This window comes from Synechococcus sp. BO 8801 (assembly GCF_002252675.1).
In the GTDB taxonomy this organism is placed as follows: domain Bacteria; phylum Cyanobacteriota; class Cyanobacteriia; order PCC-6307; family Cyanobiaceae; genus Cyanobium.
Genome location: NZ_NQKY01000026.1, coordinates 24,236 through 37,994 on the forward strand (window position 1 = coordinate 24,236; position 13,759 = coordinate 37,994).

At 70.3% G+C, this 13,759-nt stretch carries 13 protein-coding genes and 1 pseudogene; 8 read left to right on the forward strand and 6 right to left on the reverse strand.

The window, feature by feature from the left end:
* Positions 1–477 (forward strand): annotated as a pseudogene (locus CJZ86_RS17440) (thiamine-phosphate kinase); the annotation flags it as partial.
* 41 nt (positions 478–518) lie between these two features.
* On the opposite strand, the gene CJZ86_RS14675 reads toward CJZ86_RS17440, so the two are convergent.
* The gene (locus CJZ86_RS14675) at positions 519–1,541 is read right to left on the reverse strand and encodes a type I glyceraldehyde-3-phosphate dehydrogenase (protein ID WP_094587046.1); all 1,023 of its coding nucleotides are present in this window, start codon (positions 1,539–1,541) and stop codon (positions 519–521) included.
* Positions 1,542–1,722: 181 nt separating this feature from the next.
* Between CJZ86_RS14675 and murC the strand changes: the two genes are divergently transcribed.
* The 3 genes from murC to CJZ86_RS14690 are packed head-to-tail and all read left to right on the forward strand — an operon-like array spanning position 1,723 to position 4,441.
* Positions 1,723–3,174 (forward strand): UDP-N-acetylmuramate--L-alanine ligase, encoded by a 1,452-nt coding sequence (murC, locus tag CJZ86_RS14680; RefSeq protein ID WP_094587080.1) that lies wholly within the window; start codon positions 1,723–1,725, stop codon positions 3,172–3,174.
* 4 nt (positions 3,175–3,178) lie between these two features.
* Positions 3,179–4,072 (forward strand): UDP-N-acetylmuramate dehydrogenase, encoded by an 894-nt coding sequence (gene murB / locus CJZ86_RS14685; RefSeq protein ID WP_094587048.1) that lies wholly within the window; start codon positions 3,179–3,181, stop codon positions 4,070–4,072.
* A gap of 27 nt (positions 4,073–4,099) precedes the next feature.
* Positions 4,100–4,441 carry a YbaB/EbfC family nucleoid-associated protein gene (locus CJZ86_RS14690; protein ID WP_094587050.1) on the forward strand — a complete coding sequence of 114 codons (342 nt, stop codon included), beginning with the start codon at positions 4,100–4,102 and terminating at the stop codon, positions 4,439–4,441.
* Here CJZ86_RS14690 and rsgA read toward each other — a convergent pair.
* The 4 genes from rsgA to grpE are packed head-to-tail and all read right to left on the reverse strand — an operon-like array spanning position 4,398 to position 7,603.
* Entirely contained in the window at positions 4,398–5,507 is a 1,110-nt protein-coding gene (rsgA, locus tag CJZ86_RS14695) for a ribosome small subunit-dependent GTPase A (RefSeq protein ID WP_094587052.1), read from the reverse strand. The genes CJZ86_RS14690 and rsgA overlap by 44 nt on opposite strands.
* Positions 5,497–5,745 (reverse strand): sulfurtransferase TusA family protein, encoded by a 249-nt coding sequence (locus CJZ86_RS14700; RefSeq protein ID WP_094587054.1) that lies wholly within the window; start codon positions 5,743–5,745, stop codon positions 5,497–5,499. The genes rsgA and CJZ86_RS14700 overlap by 11 nt, the downstream gene beginning before the upstream one ends.
* Before the next feature lie 5 nt (positions 5,746–5,750).
* On the reverse strand, positions 5,751–6,875 hold the full coding sequence (dnaJ, locus tag CJZ86_RS14705) for a molecular chaperone DnaJ (RefSeq protein WP_094587056.1): 1,125 nt from the start codon (positions 6,873–6,875) through the stop codon (positions 5,751–5,753).
* A complete protein-coding gene (gene grpE, locus CJZ86_RS14710; protein WP_094587058.1) occupies positions 6,875–7,603 on the reverse strand; it encodes a nucleotide exchange factor GrpE in 729 nt (242 codons plus the stop codon). Before grpE ends, dnaJ begins: the two co-directional genes overlap by 1 nt.
* 137 nt (positions 7,604–7,740) lie before the next feature.
* Between grpE and CJZ86_RS14715 the strand changes: the two genes are divergently transcribed.
* The 3 genes from CJZ86_RS14715 to CJZ86_RS14725 are packed head-to-tail and all read left to right on the forward strand — an operon-like array spanning position 7,741 to position 11,545.
* Positions 7,741–9,198 carry a GspE/PulE family protein gene (locus CJZ86_RS14715; protein WP_094587060.1) on the forward strand — a complete coding sequence of 486 codons (1,458 nt, stop codon included), beginning with the start codon at positions 7,741–7,743 and terminating at the stop codon, positions 9,196–9,198.
* Positions 9,199–9,203: 5 nt separating this feature from the next.
* Complete coding sequence (locus CJZ86_RS14720; RefSeq protein ID WP_094587082.1) at positions 9,204–10,283, forward strand: type IV pilus twitching motility protein PilT; 1,080 nt, start codon at positions 9,204–9,206, stop codon at positions 10,281–10,283.
* A gap of 8 nt (positions 10,284–10,291) precedes the next feature.
* Entirely contained in the window at positions 10,292–11,545 is a 1,254-nt protein-coding gene (locus CJZ86_RS14725) for a type II secretion system F family protein (protein ID WP_094587062.1), read from the forward strand.
* On the opposite strand, the gene CJZ86_RS14730 is transcribed toward CJZ86_RS14725, so the two are convergent.
* Positions 11,527–12,822 (reverse strand): BaiN/RdsA family NAD(P)/FAD-dependent oxidoreductase, encoded by a 1,296-nt coding sequence (locus CJZ86_RS14730; RefSeq protein WP_094587064.1) that lies wholly within the window; start codon positions 12,820–12,822, stop codon positions 11,527–11,529. The two genes, CJZ86_RS14725 and CJZ86_RS14730, sit on opposite strands and share 19 nt — an antisense overlap.
* A 6-nt stretch (positions 12,823–12,828) precedes the next feature.
* Here CJZ86_RS14730 and dusA point away from each other — a divergent pair.
* On the forward strand, positions 12,829–13,759 hold a 931-nt coding region (gene dusA, locus CJZ86_RS14735; protein ID WP_094587066.1), incomplete at its 3' end, for a tRNA dihydrouridine(20/20a) synthase DusA.

The following is a 13,759-nucleotide window of genomic DNA, read 5'->3' on the forward strand; positions in this document are numbered from 1 at the left end:
GCCCTGCTGCAGGGCGAGGCGCTGCCGGCCCTGGCGCCGGCCAGCCGGGAGCGGGCGATCCGTGCCCACCGCAGGCCCGTGCCCCGGTTTGATGCGGTGGCAGCCCTGGGCGCCTGCCGTCCTGCGGCCCTGGACTGGCGGGTGGCCGGCTGCGACAGCAGTGACGGCCTGGCGGCCGCGGCCTCCTGCCTGGCCGTGGCCAGCGGCTGCACGGCCCTGTTGTCCCGGAGCGATCTGCCCCTGGCGGCGGAGCTTGCCGGCCGGGCCCAGGCGGAGGACTGGTGCCTCTGGGGCGGGGAGGATTTCGAGCTGGTGCTGGCCCTGAAGCCGGCCTGGGCCGAGGCCCTGCTGGAGCGACTCGCGGGTGCACGCCAGATCGGCCGGCTGGTGGAGCCCCAGGCCTGCGGGCCCCTGGGGTGGGCGGAGGGGGGAGGGCCTATCGCCCCCCCGACCGCCACCTTCCGGCATTTCGGCTGAGGGATTCAGCCAAAGGGTTCAGCTGAGGACGGGCAGCCGGCTCACTTCCAGTTGCGGGCCACCACTTCGGCCAGATCGACGACGCGCTGGCTGTAGCCCCACTCGTTGTCGTACCAGGAGATCACTTTCACCATGGTGCCGTCCATCACCAGGGTGAGGTCGGCATCCACGATCGTGGATTCATCGGTGCCGGCGTGGTCGGTGGAGACCAGGGGAAGATCGCAGTATTTGATGATGCCCTTCATGCCGTTTTCGGAAGCGGCCTTGAAGATGCTGTTCACCTCCTCCTTGGTGGTGGCGCGGCTCACCTCAAGCACCATGTCCACCACCGAGACATTGGGGGTGGGAACGCGCAGGGCGATGCCGTTGAGCTTGCCCTTCATCGGCGGGTACACCAAAGCAACCGCGGTGGCAGCACCGGTGCTGGTGGGCACGATGTTCACGGCGGCGGCGCGAGCGCGGCGCAGGTCGCGGTGGGAGGCATCGAGGATGCGCTGGTCACCCGTGTAGCTGTGGGTGGTGGTCATCATGCCCTTCACGATCCCGAGGGATTGGTCGAGCACCTTCACCAGCGGCGCCATGCAATTGGTGGTGCAGCTGGCATTGCTGATGATGTCGAAGTCTTCGTGGCGGTATTGATCAGCGTTGACGCCCACCACGAAGGTGCCCACACCCTCGCCCTTGCCGGGGGCGGTGATCAAAACCTTCTTGGCACCGGCCTCGATGTGCTTGCCGGCGCCCTTCTGGTCAATGAACACGCCGGTGGCCTCGATCACCAGATCCACGCCCCATTCCTTCCAGGGAAGGTTGAGGGGGTTGCGGTCGGAGAAGCACTTGATGTGCTTGCCGTTGACGACGATGGTGTCGTCGGTGTGGCTCACAACCGCATTGCGGATGTGGCCGAGCATCGTGTCGTACTGCAGCAGGTGGGCGTTGGTCTTCGGATCGGAGGTGTCGTTCAGGCCGACCACTTCGATGCCGGTGTTCTCACCGCGGCTCAGCCAGCAGCGCATGAAGTTCCGACCGATTCGGCCAAATCCATTGATCGCAACGCGCAAGGTCATGGCAGAAAGCGGTGGAACCCGCTAGCAAGGGGGGATTTTGGCTGCCGATCATACAGAAATGGGGTCCCGCTCTTTCCCGCAGCCACAGGCCCCGGATCAGACGGTCGGCAAAGCGCAGTATCCCGCAGAGGGGGGTGGGCCGATCTGCCGTTATTTTCGGCGAGGCCTGGAGTCCCCCTTGATCCCGAAGCTTGATCGCCGACAGCCGCTCCATTTCATCGGGGCCGGGGGGATCGGCATGTCCGCCCTGGCTGGGATCCTGGCGGAGAGGGGCTTCCTGGTGAGCGGCTCCGACCCCCGTCCCAGTCCGGTGCTGGAGCGGCTGGGATGCGCCGGCGTGCGGGTGTTCCAGGAGCAGACCGCCGCCACGATCACCGCGGTGCTCGCCGGCCTCGACGGGACGGTGGCGGATCCCCTGGTGGTGATCAGCTCGGCGGTGCCCGCCGCCAACGAGGAACTGGCCGAGGCCCGGCGGCGCGGGCTGTCGATCGTGCACCGCTCCGACGTGCTGGCGGCCCTGATCAATGCCCAGCCCTCGATCGCGGTGGCCGGCAGCCACGGCAAGACCACCACCAGCACCCTGATCGCCACCCTCCTCGAGGCCGTCGGCGAGGACCCCACCGCCGTGATCGGGGGCATCGTGCCCGCCTTCGGCAGCAACGGCCGCCATGGCCAGGGCCGGCTGCTGGTGGCCGAGGCCGACGAGTCGGACGGCTCCCTGGTGAAGTTCCGGCCGCGGCTGGGGCTGCTCACCAACGTGGAGCTCGACCACACCGACCACTACCCGGACCTGGCCGCCCTGGTGGCCACCCTGCAGCACTTCGCCGGCGGCTGCACGACCCTGCTGGCCAACCGCGACTGCCCGGTGCTGCGCGAGCACTTCCAGGCCACCAGCTGGTGGTCGACCCGCAGCAGCGAAGGCGTCGACTTCGCCGCCATCTCCCTGGAGGAACGGGGCGACGGCACCCTGGCCACCTGGTACGAGCACGGGGAGGCGCTCGGCACCCTGGAGGTGCCCCTGCCCGGCCGCCACAACCTCAGCAACACCGTGGCCGCCATGGCGGCCTGCCGGCTCGAGGGCGTGCCCTTCGAGGACCTGCGCCGGGCGGTGGCGGGGCTGCGCCCCCCCGGACGCCGCTTCGACTGCCGCGGGCTCTGGCAGGACCGGGCGATCGTCGACGACTACGCCCACCATCCCAGCGAAGTGGCCGCCACGATCGCCATGGCCCGCCTGATGGTGGAGAGCGGCCGCAGCCCGCTGCCGCTGGTGCCCCGGCGGCTGGTGGCGGTGTTCCAGCCCCATCGCTACACCCGCACCGCCCAGTTCCTGGACGATTTCGCCGCCGCCCTGACCCAGGCCGACGCGGTGCTGCTGGCGCCCCTGTACGCGGCCGGCGAAGCCCCGATGGCGGGGATCTCCAGCCCGGCCCTGGCCGAGGCGGTCCGGGCCCTCGCTCCCGAATTGCCGGTGGCGGTGGCGGCCAGCATGGAGGCGCTGGCGGAGCTGGTGGCCGGTGGCACCGGCCCCGGCGACCTGGTGCTGGCGATGGGGGCCGGCGACGTCAACAGCCTCTGGGAGCGCCTGGGGGCCCTCGACGAACGGGGTCGCCCCACCGCGCCGCTGGTGGCCTGAGGGGATGGCGACGGCCCCGCCCAGCCAGCCCCGGGCCGCGGTCGCCCTGCGGGACTACACCACCTGGAAGGTGGGCGGGCCGGCCGCCTGGTTCGCCGAACCCGCCGACCAGTCGGAGCTGATCGCCCATGCCGCCTGGGCGGCGGCCTCGGGCCTCCCCTTCCGCTGCATCGGCGCGGGCTCCAATCTGCTGATCGCCGACGGCGGCCTCGACGGCCTCACCCTCTGCAACCGGCGGCTGCAGGGCAGCCGCCTGGACCCGGGCGAGGGCTGGGTGGAGGCCGAGGCGGGCGAACCGATCCCCACCCTGGCCCGCAAGGCGGCCCGCAGCGGCCTGCGGGGGCTGGAGTGGGCCGTGGGCATCCCCGGCACGGTGGGAGGGGCGGTGGTGATGAACGCCGGCGCCCAGGGGGGCTGCACCGCCGAGTGGCTGGTGTCGGTGCGGGTGCTGGATCCCCGCCGGCCCGACGCCCCCTTCGAGCTGGACGCCGGCGATCTGGCCTTCGCCTACCGCCACAGCCGCCTGCAGGAGGAGCCGCTGCTGGTGCTCTCGGCCCGCTTCCGGCTGGAGCCCGGCCACGATCCGGCGGTGGTCACCGCCCGCACCAGCGCCAACCTGCAGAGCCGCACCAGCACCCAGCCCTACCAGCAACCCAGCTGCGGCAGCGTGTTCCGCAATCCCGAACCGCTCAAGGCCGGCCAGCTGATCGAATCCCTCGGCCTCAAGGGACTCGCCATCGGCGATGCCCAGGTGTCCCCGATCCACGCCAATTTCATCGTCAACACCGGGGCCGCCACCGCCGCCGACATCGACGCCCTGATCCGGCTGGTGCAGCAGCGGGTGCTGGAGAGCCGCGGGGTGCGACTGCACCCGGAGGTCCAACGGCTGGGGTTCTAGCCTGCCCCCATACGACGATCCCCAGGCATGGCCGGCTTCGGACTTCCCAATTTCGGACAGCTGACCGAGGCCTTCCGCAAGGCCCAGCAGATTCAGCAGGACGCCCAGAAGCTCCAGGAGGAGCTCGACGCGATGGAACTGCAGGGCAGCGACCCCGAGGGCCGCGCCAGCGTCTGGCTCTCCGGCAATCAGCAGCCCCTGCGGGTCGAGCTGAGCCCCGAGCTGCTCGCCGAACCCGTCGAGACGGTCGAGGCGGCCGTGCTGGCGGCCCTCTGCAAGGCCTACGAGGTCTCCACCGGCACCATGCGCGAGCGCATGGAAACCCTCACCGGGGGTCTGGATCTGAATCTTCCCGGTCTGGGGAACTGAGGTCCCCCTCCAGCGCCGGCAGGTCCTGCTCCAGCCCCTGACGCCGGGTGCTGCGGGAGGAGCGACGCAGCTGGGGGTCGAGCAGCGGTTCGAGCCGGTCGCCCCGCTGACGCAGGCCCCGCTCCCCCTGGCGCCCCTGGCCGCCACGTGAGCGGGCCGCGGCGGCCTCCACTTCCTCGAGGCAGCGGCCGTAGATCGCCTGGCGGTCCCAGCCGTCCCCCACGGCACAGCCGGGGTCGCCCAGGTGGCGGCAGTTGGCGAAACGGCAGGGGGTCGCCCGGAGGCGGGCCAGCAACTCCGGGAAGGCCGCCGCCAGGGTCTGGGGGTCGGCGGGCAGGGCGGGGGTGTTGAAGCCGGGTGAATCGGCCACCAGGGCCCCTGGCGCCACGGAAAACAATTCGACATGCCGGGTCGTGTGGCGTCCCCGGCGCAGGCGCCCGGAGACGGCGGCGACGCGCAGCTCCAGGGCCGGGGCCAGGGCATTGAGCAGGCTGCTCTTGCCCACCCCGGAGGGGCCGCAGAGCACGGCGATGCCCGGCTCGGCCAGCTGGCCCCGCAGCGCCTCCAGACCCTCGCCGCTGCGGGTCGAAACCGCCACGGTGCCGTAGCCCCAGCCCTCCAGCCGCCGGCACCAGGCCTCCACCTCGGCCGCCGGCAGCAGGTCGGCCTTGCTGAGCACCACCTGCACCGGCTGGCCGGTGGCCTCGGCGGTGATCAGGAACCGGGTCAGCTGCAGGGGGTCGAGGCCGGGTTCGGCCACGGCCACCACCACCACCACCCGGCTCACGTTGGCGACCGCCGGCCGCTCCAGCAGGCTGTGGCGGGGTTCGAGACCCACCACCGCCCCCCGCCGGGCCCGCCAGTCGACAGCCGCCACCGTCACCCGGTCGCCGACGCACACCTGCAGGCCGCTCTTGTCGAGGCGGGTGCGGCGGGTGCAGAGCAGGCAGCCGTCTCTCCAGGGCTCGGAGCCTTCGGTGCCGGGCTCACAGGGGCCATCGAGGCTCACCAGGCAGTAGTTGGCCTGCAGGGCCACCACCCGACCCGGCAGCGGCTCAGCCTCCATCCCGTCGCACCAGCAGGCGCACCCCGTCCCCGGGGGCGAAGGGCGACGGGTCGACCCGCTGCACCGCATGACCCTCGTTCCGCAGACCCTCGCTCACCATCTGCTCCGGTTCCCCGCCATCAAGATCGATCTGGAGCCAGCTCCCCGGCGGCAGGGGCTCCAGGGCCAGACGGGCCCGAATGAAATTCACCGGGCAGGGCGTTCCCCGCAGATCAAGGGCCGCCGGCGAGCCGCCCATGACGCTCAACCGAACAGGCCGCCGAACAGGCCGCTCTTGTGGTGGTGGCGCTGGCCCTTGCTGGTGTGGTGTCCGGCCAGCTGCTCGAGCAGTTGCCGCTCCTCCCCGTTGAGCTTGGTGGGCAGCTGCACCTTGATGGTGAACTGGTGGTTGCCGCGGGCCACCGGATTGCCGAGCCGGGGCACGCCCTTGCCCTGGAGGGTGATGACGGCCCCGGGCTGGGTGCCGGGGGGAATCTCCAGCGGCTCGTGGCCGTCAACGGTCTCGACCTCGATCGTGTCGCCCAGGATCGCCTGGAGGTAGTTGAGCGAAACCTCGGAGTGGATCGTCACCCCGTCGCGGCGCAGATGGGGGTGGGACTGGACGGTGAGGAAGACGTAGAGATCCCCCGCCGGACCGCCCCGCTGGCCGGCGTTGCCCTCCTGGCCGACCCGCAGGCGGGTGCCGGTGTCGACGCCGGCGGGGATGTTGATGCGCAGCTTCTTGCGCACCTGCTGCAGGCCCTGGCCGCCGCAGGCGTTGCAGGGATCGGCGATCACCTGGCCGGTGCCGTCGCAGGTGGGGCAGGGCGCCACCTGGGTGAAATTGCCGAAGGGGGTGCGGGTGGCCCGACGCACCTGGCCGGCGCCGCCGCAGGTGCCGCAGGTGGTGGGGCCGCTGCCCGCCTTGGCCCCGGAACCGCTGCAGGTGGTGCAGGTCTCGAGGTGGCGGATCTGGACATCCTTCTCGGCGCCGAAGACTGCCTCGCTGAAGCTGATGGTGAGATCCAGGCGCAGGTCGTCGCCCTGGCGGGGGCCGCGACGGCGCGCCCCGGCCGCGGCGCCACCGCCGGCCCCGCCGAAACCGCTGAAGAAGGTCTCGAAGAGGTCGGCGAAGCCGCCCATGTCGCCCATGTCGGGCATGCCGCCGCCGCCCCCCAGGCCGGCCTCACCGAACTGGTCGTAGCGGGCCCGGGTCTGGGGATCGCTGAGCACCTCGTAGGCCCGGCCGATCTCCTTGAAGCGCTCCTCCGCGGCCGGATCCTTGTTGACGTCCGGGTGGTACTGGCGGGCCAGACGCCGATAGGCCTTCTTGAGGCTGTCGGCATCCACGTCCCGGCTGACACCGAGCAGGTCGTAGTAATCGGCCATCAGTCGGACGTCCCCTCGCTGGGAGGCGCCGATGCGGCCGGGCCGGGACCCATCGACACCTTGACCAGGGCATGCCGCAGGACGCGGCCGTCGAGGTGGTAGCCCCGCTGCAGCTCCTCGATCACCACGTCCTCCGGATGCTCCTCACTGGGTTCCCGCAGCACGGCCTCGTGAAGCGAGGGATCGAAGGGTTCCCCCTCCACCCGCATCGGCGACACCCCGAGCTGCTTGAACACGTCGACCAGCTGTTTATAGAGGTTCTGATAACTGCGATGCAGGCTCTGGGCCTCCTCGCTCTGGGGGTTGAGCTGCTGCCGGGCCCGGTCGAAGTTGTCGACCACCGGCAGGATCTCCGTGAGGGTGGTGCAGGTGATGTGCAGGCGCTGATCCTCCTTGTCCCGGGTCTGGCGCTTGCGGAAGTTGTCGAAGTCGGCGGCGATGCGCATGTACTGGCCCTTGAGCGACTCGTTCTCGCTGCGCAGTGCCGCCAGCTCGGCCTCCAGCTGGCCAACGCGATCAGCGCCGGATGCAGCGGAGTCCGGAGTGGCGTCCGGGGCGGTGCCGGCGGTCTCCGGAGCTCCGGAAGCCTGGGCGGAGCCCGTGGGGTCGGTGCCGCCGTCGGGGTTCACCGGCAGGGTCTCGAGGAGCTCCTCCACCCGGGCCGCGTCGACCGCGCCCTCCCGGGGATCGATCCGTTCCTCATGGGGGGGAGTGATGTCGCCGGTCATGCGTTCTGGCAGGGATGTCAGATGCCGTTATGTTGAATGCCCAGGAGCCCCCTCCACAAGCGGTGGAAGCCCGCACCTCGGCCACGCTTCCAACACCCGGCTTCGCTTCCAAGCTTCGCTCCCGATCCTTCCCGTCGATGCCATCAGAAGGTCTCACCCAGCGCCCGCAGGTCACCGGTGCGGAGCACACCTCCCTCTTCCGGGATCTTGATCTGGGTCAGGCCGCCACCCCCCAGGGTCCGATCACGCCGGAAACCGAGGACCTCGAAGCCAGCAGCTTGGGCGAGGGGGTCTCGCCGGTGATGAGCCTGGTGGACCGGATCCTGATCGAGTCGCTCACCAGCGGCGCCAGCGACATCCACGTGGAGCCCCAGGAGGACGGCCTGCTGGTCCGCTTCCGCCAGGACGGCGTGCTGCGCAGCATCGACAAGCTGCCCCGCACCCTGATCCCCGCGGTCACCTCCCGCTTCAAGATCATGGCCGACCTGGACATCGCCGAACGGCGGATGCCCCAGGACGGCCGGATCCGCCGCAACTTCCGCGGCCGCACCATGGACTTCCGGGTCAGCACCCTGCCAGGCCGCTACGGCGAGAAGGTGGTCCTGCGACTGCTCGACAGCGGCGCCACCCAGCTGGGCCTCGACACCCTGATCACCGACGAGGAAGCCAGGTCCACCCTGCGGGACATCGGCTCCAAGCCCTTCGGCATGATCCTGGTCACGGGCCCCACCGGTTCCGGTAAATCCACCACCCTCTATGCGCTGCTCTCGGAGCGCAACGACCCCACGATCAACATCTCCACGGTGGAGGATCCGATCGAATACGCCCTCCCCGGCATCACCCAGACCCAGGTGAACCGGGAGAAGGGGTTCGATTTCAGCTCCGCCCTGCGCGCCTTCATGCGGCAGGACCCGGACGTGCTGCTGGTGGGTGAGACCCGCGACCTGGAGACGGCCCGCACCGCCATCGAAGCGGCCCTGACGGGCCACCTGGTGCTCACCACCCTGCACTGCAACGACGCTGCCAGCGCCTTCGCCCGGCTCGACGAGATGGGGATGGAGCCCTTCCTGGTCAGCGCCTCGCTGCTGGGGGTGGTGTCCCAGCGCCTGCTGCGCCGCCTCTGCAGTGAGTGCCGGATCCCCTACCACCCGAACCACAGCGAACTGGCACGCTTCGGCCTGGTGGCCTCCGACGAGACCGAGATCTCCTTCTACCGCGCCAACACGGTGCTGCCGGGCTCGGAGGGCTGCTGCAGCGCCTGCCAGGGGCGGGGCTACAAGGGCCGGGTAGGGGTCTACGAAATCCTGCGCATGAACGAGACCCTCTCCGCCGCCGTGGCCAAGCGGGCGACGACCGAGGAGCTGCGGCGTCTGGCCCTGGAAAGCGGCATGAAGACCCTGCTCGGCTACGGCCTCGATCTGGTGCGGGAGGGGCTGACCACCCTGGAGGAGGTGGAGCGCATGCTGCTCACCGACACGGGCCTGGAATCGGAGCGGCGCGCCCGGGCCCTGAGCACCCTCACCTGCCGCAGCTGCGGGGCCGGCCTTGAGGACGAATGGTTGGAATGTCCCTACTGTCTGTGCGTTCGGAGCTGAGCAGGATGGATCTCCTCATCGAAGACCTGATGCAGGAACTGGTCAAGGCCGGTGGCAGCGACCTGCACCTGTCCGCGGGCAATCCCCCCTATGGCCGTTTCAGCGGCCAGCTGCGGCCAATCATCCAGGACACCCAGCTCACCGAGGAGAGCTGCAACCGTCTGATCTTCTCCCTGCTCAACAACGCCCAGCGCAAGAACCTGGAGCAGAACTGGGAACTGGATTGCTCCTACGGCCTCAAGGGCGTGGCCCGGTTCCGGATCAACGTGTACCGCCAGCGGGGCACCTACGCGGCCTGCCTGCGGGCGCTCGGCAACTCCATCCCCAGCCTCGAGAAACTCGGCCTGCCCCCGATCGTCGAGGAGATCAGCAGCAAGCCCAAGGGTCTGGTCCTGGTCACCGGACCGACGGGCTCCGGCAAGACCACCACCCTGGCCGCGCTGATCGAGCACATCAACGCCACCCGTTCGGAGCACATTCTCACCATCGAGGATCCGATCGAGTTCACCTACAGGAACGACAAGTCGATCATTCACCAGCGGGAACTCAATGAAGACACCCGCAGCTTCTCCAACGCCCTGCGGGCAGCCCTGCGGGAAGATCCCGATGTGATCCTGGTGGGGGAACTGCGCGACCTGGAGACGATCCAGCTGGCGATCACCGCCGCCGAGACCGGCCACCTCGTCTTCGGCACCCTGCACACCAGCTCCGCCGGCCAGACCGTCGACCGCATGGTGGATGTGTTCCCGGCCGGCCAGCAGACCCAGATCCGGGTGCAGCTGAGCGGCAGTCTGCTGGCGGTCTTCTCCCAGACCCTCTGCAAGAGCGCCGAACCCACCGGCAACGGGGCCTTCGGCCGGGTGATGGCCCAGGAGATCATGATCAACACCCCCGCCATCGCCAACCTGATCCGGGAAGGCAAGAGCTCCCAGCTCTATTCCCAGATCCAGACCGGCGCCAGCCAGGGCATGCAGACCCTTGAGCGAGCACTCGCCAACCTGGTGGAGGAGGGCAGGGTCACCCGTGAGGAGGCGCTGCTGAAAACCACCAAGCCTGAAGAGCTCGTCCGACTGCTCGATCGCTGAGGAATGCCATGACCGCCTTCGTCGTCACCTACACCACCAAGTCCGGCCAGCGCCGGGAGATGACGCTGAACGCCGACAACCCCTCCGTCGCCCGGCGGGAGCTGCGCCGCCGCGGCATCCTGGCCAACACCCTGGTGCGCAAGGAGACCCCCAAGGTCCCCCAGGCCGCGGCCGTCAAGAAGACGTCCTCCTCCTTCAGCGGCCTGTCCGACCTGCTCGAGGGACCTGTGACCATCCGGGACAAGGCCCTGTTCGCCAACAAGCTCTCCGCCCTGGTGGATGCGGGCGTGCCGATCCTGCGCAGCCTCGACCTGATGCGGGTCCAGCAGCGCTCCAACAAGATGCGCCTGGCCCTGGCCGGCATGACCCAGGACGTCAACCAGGGCGACAGCCTGGGCAACGCCATGCGCCGCTGGCCGAAGGTGTTCGACAACCTCAGCATCGCCCTGGTGGAGGCGGGTGAGGCCGGTGGCGTCCTGGACGACACCCTCAAACGCCTGGCCAAGCTGCTGGAGGACAACGCCAAGCTCCAGAACCAGATCAAAGGGGCGATGAGCTATCCGGTCACGGTGCTGGTGATCGCCATCGCCGTGTTCCTGGGCATGACGATCTTCCTGATCCCCACCTTCTCGAGCGTCTTCGAACAGCTGGGGGCGGAATTGCCCCTGTTCACCCAGTTGATGCTCAACCTGAGTGAGTTCCTGCGCTCCTGGAAGGCCCTGATCCTGCTGGCAGGCCTGGTCGGCTTCGCCTTCTGGGTGGTCTCCACCTACAACACACCAATGGGCCGCCGCCAGATCGACGGCCTGCTGCTGAAGCTGCCCCTGTTCGGAGAACTGCTGCAGAAATCGGCCAGTGCCCAGTTCTGCCGCACCCTGAGTTCCCTCTCCAAGGCGGGAGTTCCGATTCTTCTTTCCCTGGAGATCGTGAGGGAAACGGCCACGAATTCAGTGATCTCCGATGCCATCATCTCCTCCAAGAATGAGGTGAGTGAGGGCATGCCTTTGAGCGCGGCTCTGCGGCTGAAGAACGTGTTTCCCGAGATGTGCGTCAACATGCTCGCCATCGGTGAGGAAACCGGCGAAATGGACGCCATGCTCTCCAAAGTGGCCGACTTCTACGAAGACGAGGTCAGCACGATGGTGAAGGCCATGACCTCCATGCTGGAGCCGGCGATGATCGTGCTGGTGGGCATCATCGTGGGATCGGTGCTGCTGGCCATGTATCTGCCGATGTTCTCGATCTACGAGCACGTGCGCTGAGCCGCCAGGGCCTGGCCTGCCAGCCAGCCCGAACTCCAGCAGTGCTGGAAGTTGAAGCCGCCGGTCACCCCGTCCACATCCAGCAGCTCCCCCACCAGGAACAGGCCCGGTCGCAGGCGGCTCTCCATCGTGGCCAGGTTGACCTCCGCCAGGGGGATACCACCGGCGGTGACGAACTCCTCGCCGAACGGGCCGCGGCCGGAGACCCGGTACCGGCTGTCCCGCAGGGCCGTGACCAGGGCCTGCTCCTGGCGGCGGGGGAGATCGGCCCAGCGCAGGCTGGCGTCGACCCCGACCAGGGCCAGCAGGTGCAGCCAGAGGCGGCGGCTGAGGTCGGGCCAGGGCCGCCAGTTGCCGAGCTGACGCCGGGCCTGCTCGCGCCGCGCCGCGGCGAACCAGCCCTCCAGCTCCGCTGGCTTGCGGCCGCCGGTCCAGTCGACCCGGAGCTCGGCCCGGTAGCGGCGCTCCCGCAGGGCCCGGGCGGCGAAGGCCGTGAGCCGCAGGGTGGCCGGGCCGCTGAGGCCCCAGTGGGTGATCAGCACGGGCCCCCGCTGCCGCTGGGGCTTGGTGGCGGCGGGAGGGGCCGTGGCGGTGTCCGCCAGGGGCGTCAGCAGCAGCTCCAGCTGCACCGGGTCCATCGCCACCCCGGCCAGGGCCAGCAGGGGGTGGTCGGCCAGGGTGAGGGTAAACAGGGAGGGCACCGGCGCCACCAGGCCATGGCCCAGGGAGGCGGCGATGCGGTGGCCGCTGGGGTGGCTGCCCGTCGCCAGCACGAGGCGATCGGCGAGCAGCTCGGCCCCCGAGCGCAGCCGCAGCCGGAACCCGCCGCCGGGCAGGGCCTCCGCCGCCTGCCCCGCCTCGGCCGTGTGCACCGCCACCCCGGCGGCGGTCGCCGCCCGGCGCAGGGTGTCGATCACCGAGGAGGAACGGTTGGAGCGGGGGAACAGCCGCCCGTCGGGCTCCTCCACCAGCTGCAGGCCATGGGCCTGGAACCAGGCCACCGTGTCGCCGGGGGCGAAGCGCGAGAAGGGGCCCCGCAGGGCCTTGCCGCCGCGGGGGTAGTGATCCACCAGCAGCCGCGGATCCCAGCAGGCGTGGGTGACGTTGCAGCGGCCGCCGCCGCTGATGAGCACCTTGTGCAGGGGCTCGGGGGTGGACTCCAGCAGCAGCACCCCCCCGGACAGGTGGCCGGCGGCCGCTTCGGCGGCGGCGATGGCGGCCATGAAGCCCGCCGGGCCCCCTCCCACCACCACCACGGAGGCACGGCTGGGCAGCATGGGGCGATGGAGCACAACTACCGCTTCAGTGTGGCGCCCATGCTGGACTGCACCGATCGGCACTTCCGGGTGCTGATGCGGCAGGTCAGCCGGCACTGCCTGCTCTACTCCGAAATGGTGGTGGCCCGGGCGCTGCACCACATCGCCCAGGACGGCTCCCCCTCCCGCATGGGGGAGCGGCAGCAGCGGCTGGAGCGGCTGCTGGGGTTCGATCCGGGCGAACACCCCCTGGCCCTGCAGCTGGGCGGCGACGACCCGGAGCTGCTGGCGGAGGCCGCCCGAATGGGGGCCGACTGGGGCTACGACGAGATCAACCTCAACGTCGGCTGCCCGAGCGAAAAGGTGCAGCAGGGCCGCTTCGGGGCCTGCCTGATGGCGGAGCCGGAGCGGGTGGCCCGCTGCGTGGCGGCGATGGCGGCGGCCACGCCCCTGCCGGTGACGGTGAAGCACCGCATCGGCATCGACGACCGGGACTCCTACGAGGAACTGCTGGCCTTCGTCGACAGCCTGGCGGCGGCCGGCGCCGCCCGCTTCGCCGTCCACGCCCGCAAGGCCTGGCTGAACGGCCTCGATCCGAAGCAGAACCGCACCGTGCCGCCCCTGCGCTGGGACCTGGTGCACCGCCTCAAACGGGAGCGGCCGCAGCTGACGATCGAACTGAACGGCGGCCTGGAGGACCTGGGCCCCTGCCAGGAGCAGCTGGCCCTGGTGGACGGGGTGATGGTGGGGCGGGCCGCCTATGCCCACCCCTTGCGCTGGGCGGGGGTGGACGGCCGGATCTTCGGGGACGCCGGCGGCGGGGAGCCGCTGGCCTCGACGGTGGTGCGGGGGGTGCTGCCCCACGCTGAGCGCTGGTGCGCCTCGGGGGGACGGCTGTGGCCGATCGCCCGGCACCTGGTGCAGGTGGTGGAGGGGGTCAGCGGGGCCCGCCACTGGC